12 protein-coding genes and 1 tRNA gene are annotated in these 15,912 nt (G+C 71.9%); 7 read left to right on the forward strand and 6 right to left on the reverse strand.

Features of this window, described 5'->3' with window-relative positions:
- Nucleotides 1-56: 56 nt before the first annotated feature.
- The 4 genes from CP969_RS25830 to CP969_RS25845 form a co-directional block, all read right to left on the reverse strand.
- Nucleotides 57-1,514, reverse strand: coding sequence for a penicillin-binding transpeptidase domain-containing protein (locus CP969_RS25830; RefSeq protein ID WP_004983439.1), 1,458 nt, complete (start codon nt 1,512-1,514; stop codon nt 57-59).
- A complete protein-coding gene (locus CP969_RS25835; protein WP_016824640.1) occupies nt 1,511-2,872 on the reverse strand; it encodes an FtsW/RodA/SpoVE family cell cycle protein in 1,362 nt (453 codons plus the stop codon). The genes CP969_RS25830 and CP969_RS25835 overlap by 4 nt, the downstream gene beginning before the upstream one ends.
- Nucleotides 2,873-2,915: 43 nt before the next feature.
- Nucleotides 2,916-3,719 (reverse strand): SH3 domain-containing protein, encoded by an 804-nt coding sequence (locus tag CP969_RS25840; RefSeq protein ID WP_016824639.1) that lies wholly within the window; start codon nt 3,717-3,719, stop codon nt 2,916-2,918.
- A gap of 404 nt (nt 3,720-4,123) precedes the next feature.
- Nucleotides 4,124-4,630, reverse strand: a complete 507-nt coding sequence (locus CP969_RS25845; RefSeq protein ID WP_004983431.1) for a protein-tyrosine phosphatase family protein — start codon at nt 4,628-4,630, stop codon at nt 4,124-4,126.
- 119 nt (nt 4,631-4,749) lie between these two features.
- Here CP969_RS25845 and CP969_RS25850 point away from each other — a divergent pair, with 119 nt between their 5' ends.
- The 5 genes from CP969_RS25850 (at nt 4,750) to CP969_RS25870 (ending at nt 11,926) form a co-directional block, all read left to right on the forward strand.
- Entirely contained in the window at nt 4,750-5,553 is an 804-nt protein-coding gene (locus tag CP969_RS25850) for a hypothetical protein (protein WP_016824637.1), read from the forward strand.
- 105 nt (nt 5,554-5,658) lie between these two features.
- The gene (ku, locus tag CP969_RS25855) at nt 5,659-6,681 is read left to right on the forward strand and encodes a non-homologous end joining protein Ku (RefSeq protein ID WP_451636894.1); all 1,023 of its coding nucleotides are present in this window, start codon (nt 5,659-5,661) and stop codon (nt 6,679-6,681) included.
- Nucleotides 6,682-7,011: 330 nt separating this feature from the next.
- Complete coding sequence (locus tag CP969_RS25860; protein ID WP_026084870.1) at nt 7,012-9,228, forward strand: transglycosylase domain-containing protein; 2,217 nt, start codon at nt 7,012-7,014, stop codon at nt 9,226-9,228.
- Between the two features lie 55 nt (nt 9,229-9,283).
- On the forward strand, nt 9,284-10,570 hold the full coding sequence (locus tag CP969_RS25865) for a polysaccharide deacetylase family protein (RefSeq protein WP_016824634.1): 1,287 nt from the start codon (nt 9,284-9,286) through the stop codon (nt 10,568-10,570).
- Between the two features lie 141 nt (nt 10,571-10,711).
- A complete protein-coding gene (locus tag CP969_RS25870) occupies nt 10,712-11,926 on the forward strand; it encodes an amidase domain-containing protein (RefSeq protein WP_039830869.1) in 1,215 nt (404 codons plus the stop codon).
- Between the two features lie 196 nt (nt 11,927-12,122).
- On the opposite strand, the gene CP969_RS33305 is transcribed toward CP969_RS25870, so the two are convergent.
- Nucleotides 12,123-12,266, reverse strand: a complete 144-nt coding sequence (locus CP969_RS33305) for a hypothetical protein (RefSeq protein WP_016824632.1) — start codon at nt 12,264-12,266, stop codon at nt 12,123-12,125.
- Between CP969_RS33305 and CP969_RS25875 the strand changes: the two genes are divergently transcribed.
- Nucleotides 12,265-12,543: a hypothetical protein gene (locus CP969_RS25875; protein ID WP_016824631.1), complete on the forward strand. Its 279-nt coding sequence runs from the start codon at nt 12,265-12,267 to the stop codon at nt 12,541-12,543. The genes CP969_RS33305 and CP969_RS25875 overlap by 2 nt on opposite strands.
- A gap of 309 nt (nt 12,544-12,852) precedes the next feature.
- Entirely contained in the window at nt 12,853-14,532 is a 1,680-nt protein-coding gene (locus CP969_RS25880; protein WP_016824630.1) for an SWIM zinc finger family protein, read from the forward strand.
- Between the two features lie 1,186 nt (nt 14,533-15,718).
- On the opposite strand, the gene CP969_RS25885 is transcribed toward CP969_RS25880, so the two are convergent.
- Nucleotides 15,719-15,790, reverse strand: a tRNA-Arg gene (locus tag CP969_RS25885).
- Between the last annotated feature and the right edge of the window lie 122 nt (nt 15,791-15,912).

Genomic DNA, 15,912 nt, shown 5'->3' on the forward strand with positions numbered 1-15,912 from the left:
GCCGGGGCGCCGGTGATCCCGTCCCGGTGACCGGGCGCCCCTGGGGGACGCCGGCCCTACGAGTCCAGCACCGCCTCCATCACCGCCCGGGCGATCGGCGCCGCGGTCCCGCCCCCGCTGATCTCCCCCCGGTTCGCCGCCGCGTCCTCGACCACCACCGCGACCGCCACCTTCGCCTCCATGTCCTCGTGACCCTGCGCCCAGGAGACGAACCAGGCGTACGGCGTCCCGGAGTTGCCCAGACCGTGCTGGGCGGTACCGGTCTTGCCGCCGACCACGGCACCGGGGATCGCGGCGTTCGTGCCGGTGCCCTTCTCCACCACGCCCCGCATCAGCTCCCGCATCCGCAGCGCCGTCGACGGATGCATGGCCCGCCGCACCGAACGGGGACCGGCCGTCGACACCGTGCCGCCGCCCGCCCGCGTCGTCCGCTCCACCAGGTACGGCTCCCGCACCTGCCCCCCGCTCGCGACGGCCGCCGCCACCATCGCCATCTGCAGCGGCGTGGCGCGGGTGTTGTACTGCCCGATCGACGCCAGCGCGAGCTGCGCCCGGTCCACCGTGGTGTCGAAGGTGCTCCGGGCCACCAGGAACGGCACCCGCACGTCCGCGTCGTTGAAGCCGAAGGCCTGCGCCATGGCCGTCATGTCCGCCACGCCCGTCTCCACGCCCAGCTTGGCGAACACCGTGTTGCAGGAGTGGGTGAACGCCTCCCGCACCGAGGCGTCCGCGCAGCCCCGGGACCCGTTGGTCAGCCGCGTCGTCGTGCCCGGCAGGCGGTACGGGTCGGGCGAGTCGGTCGGCTCGTCCAGGTCGGTCACCACGCCCGCGTCCAGCGCCGCCGCCGCCGTCACCACCTTGAACGTCGAGCCCGGCGGATACGTCCGCTGCACCGCCCGGTTCAGCATCGGCCGGTCCGGGTCGGCGTTCAGCCGCGCCCAGGCCTCCCGGGCCGTCCTGCCGTTCCCCGACAGCAGCCCGGGGTCGTACGAGGGGACCGACACCAGCGCCAGGATCCTGCCGGTCGACGGATCCACCGCCGCCACCGCCCCCTTGCGCGAGCGCAGCCCCTCGTACGCCGCGCGCTGCGCCGCCGGATCGATCGTGGTCACGACGTCGCCGCCCGCGTTGCGGGAGCGCGTGAAGTCGTTCCACAGCGGCAGCGGCGCGAGTGCCGGGTCGGCACCGGACAGCAGCGCGTCCTCCGAGTGCTCCAGCAGCGTCGACCCGTACTCCTGCGAGGCGAAGCCGGTCACCGGGGCGTACAACGGCCCGTCGTCGTACGTCCGTTCGTAGCGCAGGTGCTCCCCGGTGTCCCGCGAGCCGGTGATCGGCCGGCCGGCGACCAGGATGTCGCCGCGCGGCTGCTGGTAGCGGGTGATGGCCGCGCGGCGGTTGGCCGGGTTGCCCTCGTAGGCGTCGGCCCGCAGGACCTGGACGCGGGCCGCGTTCACCAGCAGGGCCACCAGCAGCAGGGCGCAGAAGAGGCCGGCGCGCCGGATGTGCCGGGTCACCGGACGGCACCCCCGTCGCCCCGGCGGCGCGCCGAGTCGCTCAGCCGGACCAGCAGCGCCACGATCGTCCAGTTGGTCACCACCGACGAGCCGCCCTGCGCCAGGAACGGCATCGCCATCCCGGTCAGGGGAATCAACCCGGTCACCCCGCCCGCGATCACGAACACCTGGAGCGCCAGGAGGGAGGCGAGGCCCACGGCGAGCAGCCGGCCGAACGGGTCGCGCAGGGAGAGCCCCGCCCGGTAGCCGCGCTCCACCAGCAGCCCGTAGAGCAGGAAGATCGCGGACAGCCCGGCCAGGCCCAGCTCCTCGCCGGCCGTCGCCAGGATGAAGTCGGACTTGACCGCGAAGCCGATGAGCACGGAGTGCCCGAGTCCGAGCCCGGTGCCGAGGACCCCGCCCTCCGCGAAGGCGAACAGGGACTGGGCGATCTGGTTCGGACCCTCACCCGCCTCGATGGAGGCGAACGGGTGCAGCCAGGTCTCGATCCGGTGGTGCACGTGCGGCTCCAGCCGGCCCACGGCCACCGCCCCCAGCGAGGCCAGCAGCAGGCCGACGGCGATCCAGCCGGTGCGGCCGGTGGCGACGTACAGCAGCACCACGAACAGGCCGAAGAACAGCAGCGAGGTGCCGAGGTCCCGCTCCAGCACCAGCACGCCCACGCTGACCAGCCAGACGGCGACGATCGGGCCGAGCACCCGCCCGGTGGGCAGCTGCATCCCCCAGACACGGCGGCCGGAGTAGGTGAGGGCGCTCCGGTTCGCGGCGAGATACGCGGCGAAGAAGACCGCCAGCAGCACCTTCGCGAACTCACCGGGCTGGATGGAGAACCCGGCGACCCGGATCCAGATCCGGGCCCCGTTCACCGCCGGGAAGAAGATCGGGGCCGTCAGCAGGGCCAGCGCGGCGGCGGCGCAGACGAGGGTGTGGCGCTGGAGGGCCCGGTGGTCGCGCAGCACCAGCACCACCACGGTGAACAGCGCCACGCCCAGGGTCGACCAGATCAACTGGGTGGGCGCCGCCGGGTCGCCCGGCGTCTCCAGGTCGAGCCGGTAGATCAGCACCAGGCCGAGCCCGTTGAGCAGGACGCCGATGGGGAGCGGCAGCGGGTCGGCGTGCGGCGCCCGCCAGCGCACCGCCAGGTGGGCGACCAGGGCGAGCACGCCGAGCCCGGCGCCGTAACCGGCGGCGCCGGGCGGGAGGGAGCCGTTCCTGGCCAGGCCGACGGCGCAGTATCCGTACACCGACAGCAGGACGGCCAGGACGATCAGGGTGAGCTCGATGCCCCGGCGCCCGGGGAGGCGGACGGCGGGCGTGGGCGGATCCGCCGTCGCCAGGGTGATTCCGGCCTTGCTCATGCCCGGAACTTACCTAAATGTGCCTCTTTGTGTGTTTTGTTCGTCAGCACCAGCGTGGCGCGGAACCGAGGGTGTCGATGTGACGGGCCGGGCCCCAGGCCCAGGTGCCGTCCGTGAGGAGGTACCAGAGCGGACTGCCGTCCACCTTCTCGCCGCGGACCTTGCAGAAGATCGAGACGACCTCGCCCTTGTGGGCGTACCGGATGATCTGCGAACCCCGGTACGGGGCGCTGCGCAGGGCCAGCGAGTGCGTCGTGACGACACCCTTGTACTGACCGCGGTCGCCGTGGTTGCCGCCGGCCTGCTGGTTCGAGCCGCCGTTGTGGTTGCCGCCTTGCTGGTTGCCGCCGTTGTTGTGGTTGCCGTTGCTCTGCTGGTTGCCGCCTTGCTGGTTGCCACTGCCGTTGTGGTTGCCGCCGCCTTGCTGGTTGCCGCCGCCGTTGTGGTTGCCCTGCTGGTTGCCGTTGCCGCCCTGCTGCTTCCAGTTCCCGTTACCGCTGCCCTGCTGGTTCCCGTTGCCGTGGCCGTTGCCTTGCTGGTTGCCGTTGTTGTGGTTGCTGTTCCCGTTGCCTTTGCCGCCCTGCTGGTTCCAGTTCCCGCCGCCCTGCTGGTTCCCGTTGCCGTTGCCGCCCTGCTGGTTCGAGCCGCCGTTGTGGTTGCCGCCCTGCTGGTTGCCACCGCCGTTGTGGTTGCCGTGGTCGCCGCCTTGCTGGCTCGAGTTCCCGTTGCCGTTGCCCTGGCCCCCGTCGTCGTTCGCGACGGCGGGGGTGACGGCGGCCGCGACGGCGAGGGCGCCGGCGGCGAGGGCTATGGGCAGACGGCGGTGAAGAGGGGAACGCAGGGACATTGCAGTGCCTCCATATGAGGTCGAACGGGTTGAAGGTGATTAATCGACACACTAGGAGTGACCCCCCGGTACCCGCCCGTGTTGGTGCGCCATCGGGGACGGTGCCCCGCCCAGCTCCGCGTCGTCCCTGGTGACGAGGCCTCGGTGAGGGTGCGCGGCGCCGCCACCCGGCCCCGCACCGGGCTCGGCCGGGCGGCCCGCCGGCAGCGGCTCGGCCCCGGGGAAGTGCGAGCCTCACCGCGCGTCCGCCGACGGGACCGGCCGACGACCGCCGCGTGGGCCCGGCGGCCGGTGTGGGCCCCGGACACTGGGGAGCCCTCCTCGCGTACCGGGTGCTCCCGCAAGAGCGGTCGGCACCGCCCGCCGGGACCGCCCGCCCTGCCCACCGGGACCGCCCGCCCCGCCTACTCCGCCAGCTCCTCCAGCAGCCGGGCCGTGGCGAGCCCCGTCCGCAGGTAGTCGACGAACAGCTCGTTGTGCAGGGCCCAGGACGAGCGCCGGGCCCGGATCAGCCGGATCGCCGCCTCGGCGGTGCTGCCCCGGCGCATCAGCGCGTGCGCGACGACCAGGCCGGAGCGGTTGTACCCGTGGTAACAGCGGACGAGGACCGTGCGGCCGCCGTCCAGCGCCTCGCACGCCGCCTCGGCCAGTCGGATGACGCCCGCGAGCTGCGTCCCGTCGAGGGGCCCGTCGGGGATCGGCCACACCTGGTGCTCCACTCCCGGCCCGGGCCCGTGCCCGGGCAGCCGCAGCAGCGTCTGCACGAGGTCGAACTCCTGGCCGACCACCGCGAGCTCCAGACCCCCGGAAGAGCCCCGGAACTCGTGTCCGCCCATCCACAGGCCGGGCACGACCTCGTTCCACGGGCTGTCCGGGGCCGGCACGTCGGGTTGCTTCCTGCGGGTACGCAACGGCGCCTCCCCACCATCCCGCCCGTGGGCATGCCCAACTCATCTCCACGGTAACCGGGTTTTTCGGGTTCTTGCCCTGGAGCATCACGCCTGTTCCCATGGTCGTGGGGTGATGGTGCATGGACGGACTGCGCGTCATACCGACCTGGCGAAGCGGCCGGGAACGGCTGTACGTCTGCCTCCCGGACGGCAGGAACATCGCCTGGTACGACCGTGAGGCGGCCCGGGTCAACCTGCTCGGCGCGGACCGCGAGGAGGACGTCCTCGAAGCGCTGGGGCCCTTCCTGACCGGCCCGGTCACGGTCGGCCCGCCCCCGGTCCCCACCCCCGCCGAGCTGGCGCGCCTCTGTCTGCACCCCGACGACGACCTCGCGCCGAACCGGCCCGGCGAGGCGCTGCTGATCGCCCTCGACCGCGACCCCGGCCCCGTGCGCCCCTTCCGCCCCGACCCGCGCCGCAGGGCGCTCACGGCGGAGCAGGCGGTCGGCGAGGCCCTGGACCGCATGGACGGCGCGGGTGTGCACGTCCTGCACTCGGTCCCGCTCCCCGGCGGCGACCGCATCCACCACCTGCTCCTCGGCCCCGGCGGCCTGTGCGCCGTGCACGCCCTGTACGCCCGCAAGCAGCGGGTGACGGTCGCCGACCCCCTGGTCGGACTGGGCCGTCACGCGCCGCAGCCGCTCCTGCACCGCCTGCGGTCCGACGCCGACCGCGCCTCCTACGCCCTGACGGCCGAGGTCCGCCCGGTGCTGGTCCTGGTCGGCGCGTCGCGGGTGTCGGTCTCCGGCCCGCCGCGCGAGGTGCGCGTCCTGACGGACGAGGAAGTGGCGGGTCTGGCCGGCCTCGGCGGCGTGCTGAAACCGGCCGACGTGGAGGCCCTGTACGCGATGGCCCGGGACCGGAGCACCTGGGCCCGGGTGTGAGCCGTCGCCCCTCCCGCCCGACAATGAGCGTCATACGATGATAATTCGTGCGGAATGGGACAAAATGGCGGCAGTGACCGGCGGGCGACCGGAAAGGTGCTGCACGTGAGATCCATCTGGAACGGCGTGATCTCGTTCGGCCTGGTCAGAATTCCGATCAAGCTCGTGAACGCCACCGAGAGCCGCGCGGTTCCCTTCCGCGAGATCCACACGGAGGACGGCGGCCGGATCCGCCACCGCAAGTTCTGCGAGCTGGAGGACCGCGAGGTCACCGCTCGGGAGATCAGCAGGGGCTACGAGGAATCGGACGGCACGATCATCCCGATCACCGACGAGGACCTGTCCCGCCTGCCGATCCCCACCGCCAAGACCATCGAGATCGTCACCTTCGTCCCCGAGGAGCAGATCGACCCGCTCCAGATGGGCGCCGCGTACTACCTGGCGGCGGGCCGGGCGCCGGCCGCCCGGCCGTACGCGCTCCTGCGGGAGGCGCTGAGGCGCAGCAACAAGGTGGCCGTCGCGAAGTTCGCGCTGCGGGGCCGTGAACGCCTGGGCATGCTCCGCGTGGTCGGCGACACGATCGCCCTGCACGGCCTGCTCTGGCCCGACGAGGTCCGCGCTCCCGACGGGCTCGCCCCCGGCGCGGACGTCGCCGTCCACGACAGGGAGCTGGACCTCGCGGGCGCCCTGATGGACGCCCTCGGCGAGGTCGGCCTGGAGGGCCTGCGCGACGAGTACCGCGAGGCGGTGGAGGAGGTCGTCGCCGCCAAGATCTCCGGCGAGGCCCTGCCCGAACCGCCCGAGCCGGAGCGCACCGGCAGGATCCTGGACCTGGTGACGGCCCTGGAGAGGAGCGTCCAGGCGGTCCGGGAGTCCCGCGGCGGGGAGGCGGGCGGACCGGCCCGGGCCGGGGGCGGGCGGTTGCCGTCGCGCGGGACGCCCCGCGCGGCTCCCGAGGAGACCGGTGGCGGAAAGTCGACGTCCGCGGCGAAGAAGAAGGCGGCGTCGAAGACGGCCGCCGGGGCGGGGAAGGACGCGAAGAGGGCGACGGCGAAGAGGGCGGCCAAGAAGGCCCACGCGCAGAAGACCCAGGAGAAGAGGGCGGCCTCCCGCAGGCCCTCCGTCTGATCCACCGCGGGCCTCGACCGGGCACCGGGGCGCCCCGCGGCATTCCCGCGCGCTCTCCCGCAAGGGCCTTGCGGATCCCTTTAATTGTCTGGATCCGGCGCCTCCGCCCAATTCCCTGTGGGGACTTTGCGAAGGCTTCTAGTAATTTTAGAGTACTGCGATGCCTGTGAGGCGGGGGGAAGTCGGGGTTGCGGCCACCGATGCGGCCATCACCCTCTACTCTCGTACGTTTGTGTGAGCAACGCGGAGGGAGACACGGGCGTGACCCGATCGGGGCGGGGGGGACGTGATCAGGGTGGCGACGAGGTGCCTCTTGAGCCGGATGCCACCATGCAGTTGCAGGTTCCGCCGCCACCCGTGGCGGCGGACGAGACCATGCAACTGCGCGTACCCGAAGGGGGGATACCCGACGGGGGAATACCCGACGGGTCCGGCATGTCCGCCGCCTCGGCGGAACCGGCGGCGTCCGACACCCCGTCCGCCGCGTCCGGCGCCCCCTCACGCCGCCGCCGCAAGGCACCTCGCCCTTCCCCGGCCGCCCGCCTCGCCGCGGCCTTCCGCTCCCGACTGGCCCCCGTCCTCGGCCCCGTCGTCGCCTGGCTCGGCCCCCACGCCCGCCGGCTGCGCCCGCACTACCCCCGGCCGGGCCGCACCGGATGGCGCCGCTGGATCCCCTCCTGGCGGCAGACGCTCGGCGGCTTCCTCGCCTCCTTCGGCCTGAGCACGCTCTTCCTGGTGGTCGCCTACGCCGCCACGGACATCCCGGACAACCTCAACACCTACGCCACCCAGCAGGACAACGTGTACTTCTGGGCCGACGGCACCCCGATGGCCCGCACCGGCTGGGTGCAGCGGCAGGCGATGCCGCTCGAGGACATCCCCAAGCACGTCCGCTCGGCCGTGCTCGCCGCCGAGAACGCGAGCTTCTACAGCGACCCCGGCATCTCCTTCGAGGGCCTCACCCGCGCCCTGTTCCGCACCCTCGGCCAGGGCGAGACCCAGGGCGGCTCGACCATCACCCAGCAGTACGTCAAGAACGTCTACCTCAACCAGGATCAGACGCTCAGCCGCAAGTTCGAGGAGGCGATGATCGCCCTCAAGCTCGACAACGAGATGAGCAAGGACGAGATCCTGGAGGGCTACCTCAACACCAGCTGGTACGGCCGCGGCACCTACGGGATCCAGCGCGCCGCGCAGGCCTACTACGGCAAGGACGTCAGCAAGCTCAACGCCAGCGAATCCGCCTTCCTGGCCTCCCTGTTGAAGGGCGCCGGCCTGTTCGACCCCACGCTCGGCGCGGCCAACCGCGAGCGGGCCGTGGAGCGCTGGTCGTGGACCCTCGACCGCATGGTGGAGATCGGCGAGCTGTCCCCGCAGGAGCGCGCCAAGTACCGGACCTTCCCCGAGCCGCTGAAGAGCAACCCGCTGTACAACACCGGTGAACAGAGCGACTACCTGGTGGAACTCGTCGCCCAGTACGCCAAGAAGAACGCTGGCATCTCCGACCGGGAGTTCGACCTCGGCGGCTACGAGATCCACACCACGTTCGACAAGAAGCGCATGGCCCGGCTCACCGACGCCGTCACCAAGGCCCGCAAGAAGGCGCAGAAGGACCACCCGAAGGCCGCCAGGACCGCCCACTACGGCGCCGCCTCCATCGCCGCCGACGGCCGGATCCTCGCCGTCTACGGCGGCCCCGACCACCGCAAGCAGGGCTACAACGAGTCCAACGCGACCACCGTGCCCGCGGGTTCGGCGTTCATGCCGTTCGTGTACGCGGCCGGACTGGAGCACGGCGTGCGCAAGACGCGCGACGGCGAACGCACCCCGGTGACCGGGGAGACCGTCTACAACGGCGACGACGAGGTGCCCGTCACCACGCCCGAAGGCCCGTACTGGGACCGCGGCGGCCGCAAGGTCTCCGCACGCAACGACGGCGGCAAGTCCTACGGGCAGATCTCCCTGCGCCGAGCACTCGCCCTGTCCGTCAACACCCCGTTCATGCAGCTCGGCATGGACACCGGGCTGGACAAGGTGCGCGCCACCGCCGTGGCCGCCGGACTGCTGCCCTCCAGCATCGGCGCCCGGGTGCCCGCCCTGTCCACCGGCAGTTCCACGCCCAGCGCCATCCGCATGGCCGGCGGCTACGCCACCTTCGCCGCCGACGGACTGCACACCGAGCCCTACTCGGTGCGGCGGATCACCCACAACGGCCACAAGGTCGCCCTCGCCGAGCCGCGCACCCGTCGCGCGATGGGCGCCGACACCGCCCGCGAGGTCCAGGCCGCCCTCGCCGACGCCTTCCGCGAGGCCCACCCGGAGGACGCGCCCGCCACCGCGGAGGTCGCCGGGAAGGCCGGCACGACCGAGGACTCCGTCGCCGCCTGGTACGTCGGCACGGCGAAGAAGGTGTCCACCGCGGTCGTCGTCTACCGCATCGACCTGGGCGAGAGCCTCGAACCCCTGCCGCTGGAAGGGCTGGACGGCACGGCCGCCGACAGCGTCCCGTACGGCATCTGGTCACGTGCCATGAGTCCGCTCGGCTGATCACCGACGTGGCCGGCACTGCCCGATCCCCTGTCCCCGAGAGATTGAGCCGCAGATGAAACAGCCGTCGGGCCGCCGCCGCAAGGCCCGCGAACCCCGCCGTCGTCCCACCACCCGTCTGGGGTTCCTCACCCTGGCGGCGTTCCTCGTCGTCAGCTCCCTCGTCGCCGGTTACCTGGTGATCTCCCGCACCGACAGCACCGCCGCGACCGCGACCACGAAGGACGGGGTGCGGCGACCGGTCTCACGCGCGAGCGAGGAGCCGGAGTGGGACGGGAAGACCAAGGTGCTCGGCGACGGCTCGACCTCCTACACCGGCCCCCAGAAGAACCAGTTGAAGCCGAAGCCGCTCAAACCCGGTGAGAAGCCGCCCCAGTTCGTGGTCTTCTCCTGGGACGGCGCCCTCCAGGGCGACGACAACCTCTTCGCCCACTACCGGGAGATGGCCAAGACATACGACGCCCACATGACCTTCTTCCTGACGGGCATCTACCTGGTGCCCAAGGGCAAGAAGGAGCTCTACTCCCCGCCGCAGCACCCCCAGGGCAGCGCGGCGATCAGCTTCCCCACCGACGAGCACATCCGCACCACCCTGGAGCAGCTCGGCGGCGCCTGGAAGGACGGCCACGAGATCGGCACCCACTTCAACGGCCACTTCTGCGGTGAGAAGGGCGGCGGCGACTGGAGCGTCGAGGAGTGGAAGAGCGAGATCGACCAGTTCTACGGGTTCGTGGAGAAGTGGAAGACCCACACCGGTTACACCGACCTCGACCCGCTGCCCTTCGACATCAGGAAGGAGGTCACCGGCGGCCGCGCCCCCTGCCTGGAGGGACAGGCCAACCTGCTGAAGGCGGCCAAGGACTACGGCTGGCGCTACGACGCCAGCTCCGCCGGCGACTTCCAGATCTGGCCGAAGAAGAAGGACGGCATCTGGGACTTCCCGCTCCAGATGCTCCCGTACGAGGGCGGCAAGTACCAGGGCCTGTCCATGGACTTCAACTTCCTCTACAACCAGTCCGACGGCGAGACCGACGGCGATCCGGCCATGTACCCCCAGTGGCAGCAGCAGACCGTGAACACCTACATGAACGGCTTCGACCGCGTCTACTACGGCAGCCGCGCCCCGCTGTTCATCGGCAACCACTTCGAGCAGTGGAACGGCGGCATCTACATGAAGGCCGTCGACGAGGTCATCAAGAGCGTGTGCCCCCGCAAGGACGTCCAGTGCGTCTCCTTCAGAGAGCTCGCCGACTGGATGGACGCCCAGAAGCCGGCCACGCTGGAGCGGCTGCGCATCCTGGACCCCGCGCAGTCCCCGGACTGGTCCACGGTCGTGAAGTGACCGCTCCGGCACGGCGGGGAGATGACGGTCCTGTAACTCCCGCCCGGCCGGAAGCACAACCCCCTTCACAGCAGCCACACATGGCATGCGAGACTCCGCTTACCTCGGCACCCAGCCGCTGAGGAAAGAGGGGAAACACCAGTGAAATCAAGGAAATTGAGCCGTAAGCGGCGTCGCGCGACGATACTCACGGCGGCTTCCGCCTCGGTCGTCGCGGGTGTGGCGCTGCTGCCCAACTGGAGCGCGGGTGCGTCCACCACGGCGACGCCCGAGGTGGACGCCAAGACCAAGGCCACGTTCCAACGGCTGGCCGACGCGGTCTTCACCGACCGCACCAACGCGCTGGTCGACAAGGGGCGCAAGGGGAAGCAGCCGCTGACCAACGGTTTCTCCGGCAGGGTCGCGCTCTCCTCCGACAGCGCCCGCACCGAGGGCAAGGCCCTGGACCGGCTCGGTGACCGCAGGGACCGGCTCGCGAAGCACGGCGAGAAGTACAGCGCGGCCGACACCACCGTCACCCTGAACCGCACCCGCGTCAACGGCCGCAGGGCCGTCGTCGCGGTCACCGAGACCACGACGCTGACGTACAAGAAGGTCCGCGGCGACGAGCCGAAGACGACCGGGTTCCAGGCCAACCACGAGCTGACCTTCCGGGCCGACCAGCGCGGCAACTGGCGTCTGACCGGCATCCGCGAGACCGGCGACGACCAGCTCGCGGTCAACCAGCCCGCCCCGCCGACGGTCGACCCCGCGCCCACGCCCACCCCCACGCCCACCGCCTCCGCTTCCACCACCGCCGCCACCAACACCATGCCGTCGTCACCGCGGGCGGCCATCACCCAGCCCGCGCCGGCCGCCCCGAAGAACCTCACGGGCGGCGAGTACGACTACAAGGCGATGGCCGCCTACGCGGAGAAGCACTGGCGCGACTACAACCCGGACTACCCGAGCTTCGACGGACGGGGCGCCGGCGGCGACTGCACCAACTTCGTCAGCCAGTCCCTGAAGGCGGGCGGCTGGAAGCACGTGCCCGGCTACGTGTACGACTACACCAGGTGGTTCGGCAACGCCGACATCCAGTCGCACTCGTTCATCGGCGTGAACGAATGGTCCTGGTTCGGGCTGAACTCCCAGCGCGTCACCAGCCTCGCCAACGTCTACCAGATGGACGTCGGCGACGTGCTCCAGGTGGACTTCGACCGGGACGGGTCCAAGGACCACACGATGATCGTCACGTACCGCAGTCCGCAGGGCGTGCCGTACCTGACGTACCACTCCACCAACACCTACCGCCGGTCGGTGGCGAGCATCATCGCGTCGTACCCGAACGCCGCGTACTACGCCTACCGCACCTGACCCGCCTCATCGAGGCCGGTCCCGCCTCCCCCGCCCGGTTCCGCCGGGCGGGGGAGGCGGAACCCACGAACCGGGTCCGGCCTCCCGCGAAGGCCTTGCCGGCGCCCTCGTCACGACCGGCCTGCGTACCGCGTCGAGCGGATCGGGAGCACGCGGACACCGGCCGGAGGCCGGAGCCGGCCCGGACATCGTGACCTCACGTCTCCGGCCACGGCACCGCCTGCACGAAGAACCGACCCGGTCCGACACGCACCTCCTCCTCCTTGCCCCCGTACGCCCGCAGCGCGGGCCGCTCGCCCACCGCGGCGGGCCCGGCCGCCCTCATGGAGATGTCTCGCATGCTGCTCGCCGTCGCCGCCTTCGGGATCGCCTTCTTCTGCTTCGCCCTGTGGTGCTCCGTCACCGTCGCCCGGATGCGGGACCTGCCCCGGTGGCGCAGGTTCCTGCCGCTCTCCCTCCTCCTGGTCGCCACCGGAGCGAGCCTGCTGCGCTCCGTCGACATCCCCCAGGTGGCCGACGCGGTCGCCTTCCCCCTGAACCTGACCGCCGTCCTCCTGTCGCTCAAGGAGATCCGCGGCCGGCGCCACCGGCGCGAGGCCGTCCGTCCCGCACCGTAGAGAACCGTCGGCCGACGAGGGGCACGCCATACTGTTCGGCGGGGCGCAACCGGCGGCGGTGCCCCACCTGTCCGTCCGCGGGCAACGGGCGAGTGGCTTCCGAAACCCCGACCGGCGCCCGGCGCCGTCCTCGGGGGAAGCCCGGACCGTGCGGTGAGGGACACCTCCCGTCCCGTCATGTCCCGTCCCGCACGGCGCGCTGCAGACGCCGTGCCGGGGGCCACCCGGCTCGACCACGAGTCGGACCGGACCGGCGGTCATGGCACGAAAGCCGTCGAACGGAAACGGAACCGGGATGCGGAGAGCTGCGTGGACGGCCTGACGGAGACGAACCTCAGGGCACTGGCCGGTGCGCGTTCCTTCGAGCGCGGGCTCGGCTACCTCGACGCGGTGACCGGGGTCCAGATCGGTGACGGCTGGATCAGCGCGACCGTGCACGGCACGGAGCGGTACGGGGCGGAGCTGTCCCAGGACGGCCCCGAGGGCATGACCGGCACATGCGACTGCCCCTACGGCCAGGAGGGGAACTTCTGCAAGCACCTGGTCGCACTCGGACTGACCGTGCTCGCCCGGGGGGACGACCTGCCGCGGCGGCGGAGGACGGCCCGGAAGCGGGCACGGAGCCTCGACGCCTGGCTCTCCGGACTGTCCAGGGACGAACTGCTCGCCCTGGTACGGGACCAGGTGGCCGAGGACCGACACCTGCGCCGCCGTCTGGAACTGCGGGCCGCGAGCGCCACGGGGGAGCCGGCGGAGGTCCGGGCCCTGGTCCGTGAACTGCTCGACATCGGCCCGTTCGCCCGGTACGGATACGTCGAGTACGCCGATGCCCGCGCCTACGCCGACCAGGCCGGACAGGCGGTCTCCATGATCAGGCAACTGACCGGCTCGGACCGGGCGGCCGACGCGATCGACCTGGCCTGGGAGGCCATGAACCTGCTGGTCCGGGCGGCGGACCGCGTCGACGACTCCGACGGGCGGCTCGGAGACATCGGAGCCGACCTCGCCGACGCGCACCGTGCAGCGTGCCGCGCGGCACCGCCCGACCCCGAGGCGCTCGCACACTGGCTGGCCGACCGGGCCCTCGACGACGCGGCCGACCTGATCGACATCGACCCGTTCGACTACGAGGACCTGCTCGGCGCACCGGGAATGAGGATCCTGCGGGAACGCGCGGTCGAGGCGTGGCGGGCCAACCGGACCGGTTGGGCCGAGAAGGACCTGATGCGACGCCTCGCGAAGGCGGGGCGGGACACGGACACGGTGATCGCCGTGCACGCCGCGGACCTCGCGCCGAACGGCCACACCCACCTGGTCATCGCCCGGGAACTGGAGGCCGCCGGCCGCCCTGGTGAGGCCCTGGAGTGGGCCGAGCGCGGCATCCGGGACGTCCGGGAGCAGGAGCAGAGCCTCGCCGCGGTCGACACGGCTCTCGTCGACCACCTCTGCGACCGCTACACGGAAGCGGACCGGCTCACCGACGCCGTAGCCCTGCGCCGCGACCACTTCGCCGCCCGCCGCAGCCTGCTCACGTACCGCCAACTGCGCACGGTGGCCCGGACCGCCGGCCGCTGGCCGACCGAGCGCGAGGACGCGCTCGCCCTGTTGCGGGCCGACGCCGGGCGGAGCGGGCGCCGGGGCGGTTCCGTCCTGGTCGACGTCCTCCTCGACGACCAGGACGTCGACGCTGCCTGGCAGGCCGCCGCCGAGACCGGCGCCCACGACGACCAGTGGCTCGCCCTCGCCGACCGGTCCCGCACCGCGCGCCCCGCCGACGCGCTGACCGTCTACCGGCGCCTCGCCGAACCGCTCACCGGGCAGACCGGCAACGCCGTCTACGAAAGGCTGGTCGGCCTGCTGCTGAGCATGCGGGACTGCCACCACCGCCTGGGCACACCGGACGCCTTCACCGCGTACGCCGCCGATCTGCGCGCCGCCCACACACGCAAGCGGAACCTGATGCGCCTGATGGACGAGCACGGGCTGTGAGAGATGCGCCGGGGCGGCGAGGGAGGGGCGGGAGGAAACCCCGGCCGGCCGCTCGGCGCGCGGAGCCACTGCCCGTGCTTCCTCGACCGGGCGGCGGGCGATGCCGCAGCCCTTCACCGACCGCTGACGCAGGTAGGGCTCATAGGGCTTGCAGAACTCGTGGAGCTTACAGTGACCTAGAATGCTGATCCGACCGACCGACCCACCGCCCGACCAGGAGCTCGTCCGCGCCGGTCGCACCCGCGAGCCGTCGGACGATGTCACGCGCCGGGCCTGCTCGGCGGACTGTGTGCCGCAGCCCGAGCCACGGCCCCTCCGGTCCAGAGGCTCGACGACGCGGACCGGGGCGCTTTCCGGCGGCTCGCGCAGTAGGGCACGGTGCCGCATGACCGACACGCCGCAGCGCCCTCGAGGCGGTCACACGCCTCCACCCGTCGGATGCCGAAAATCTTGTCCAGAGCCTCTTGACTCAGCGCATACCCTGCCTAACCTGATTACTAGGTCATAACACCGAAAGAGTTACAAAGTCGACGAGGACGTCTAGTCGGCGGAGTGACTCGGACAGGATGTGGCTCAGGCCCCCGGCAAGCCGGCGCGATACCGGAGCGACAGTGACGACTGAAGCTCCAGGACACGTGCAGCACTACCGGGGACTGTTTTGCCTCGGAGCCTTCGCACCGCCGAGTCGCGGTGCGAAGGCGGCGTCATGCCCACGAAGCCGCCCGCCCAGCCCCCCGGCGCAGGCGGCTCGTGCCGTAGATGCGCGGAGATCGAGATCGGCGGCGACACACCGCAGGCGCCCTGGACCACTGGACGACACCGACCGGGTCCGGCGGCGGGACGCGCACCCGCGCCACCGGCCCGAGAGGCGAAACAGCCCCACCCCATGGCGCACACCCAGGCCGGTAACGCGGGCGGCCGCACCAGACCCCTGCACTTCCTGGACCGACCACCACGCCACCCCACGCGCGCCCCTTTGAAAGCCCCGAGCGTCCGTCCCCTGCAACTGCCCAGGCGCCTTCCCGTTTCCCAGGGCTCACCTGTGACGATGCCCCAAGATCCCCTCCACGGCCATCCGCGGACTCCGACCCGGGCCTGCTTCCGGCGGTGCACGGCTGTACATACGCGAAGACCCCGTTCCCAGCGTTTCCGCTGATGACGGGGTCTTCGGGCACCTCATGCAGGGTGCCCCCGGCAGGATTCGAACCTGCGCACACGGCTCCGGAGGCCGTTGCTCTATCCCCTGAGCTACGGGGGCGTGTCGGTCGCGGTGATCGCGGCGACGAGTAGAACACTACCAGCTTCGGTGGGGTGGTCAGGAACCCGTTTTGCGGAGCCGGGCGGGGACGGCCGGGGCCGCGGTCGGTGGTCGGGTCGGTC

The sequence above is a fragment of the Streptomyces viridosporus T7A genome (genome assembly GCF_008704515.1).
GTDB lineage: Bacteria > Actinomycetota > Actinomycetes > Streptomycetales > Streptomycetaceae > Streptomyces > Streptomyces viridosporus.

Excerpts from the sequence above, each read along its gene's own strand:
- CP969_RS25865 (WP_016824634.1), top strand. The coding sequence starts at position 9,284 with ATGAAACAGCCGTCGGGCCGCCGCCGCAAGGCCCGCGAACCCCGCCGT.
- CP969_RS25840 (WP_016824639.1), bottom strand. The coding sequence starts at position 3,719 with ATGTCCCTGCGTTCCCCTCTTCACCGCCGTCTGCCCATAGCCCTCGCC.
- CP969_RS25850 (WP_016824637.1), top strand. The coding sequence starts at position 4,750 with ATGGACGGACTGCGCGTCATACCGACCTGGCGAAGCGGCCGGGAACGG.
- CP969_RS25875 (WP_016824631.1), top strand. The coding sequence starts at position 12,265 with ATGCTGCTCGCCGTCGCCGCCTTCGGGATCGCCTTCTTCTGCTTCGCC.
- CP969_RS33305 (WP_016824632.1), bottom strand. The coding sequence starts at position 12,266 with ATGCGAGACATCTCCATGAGGGCGGCCGGGCCCGCCGCGGTGGGCGAG.
- CP969_RS25835 (WP_016824640.1), bottom strand. The coding sequence starts at position 2,872 with ATGAGCAAGGCCGGAATCACCCTGGCGACGGCGGATCCGCCCACGCCC.
- CP969_RS25860 (WP_026084870.1), top strand. The coding sequence starts at position 7,012 with ATGCAGTTGCAGGTTCCGCCGCCACCCGTGGCGGCGGACGAGACCATG.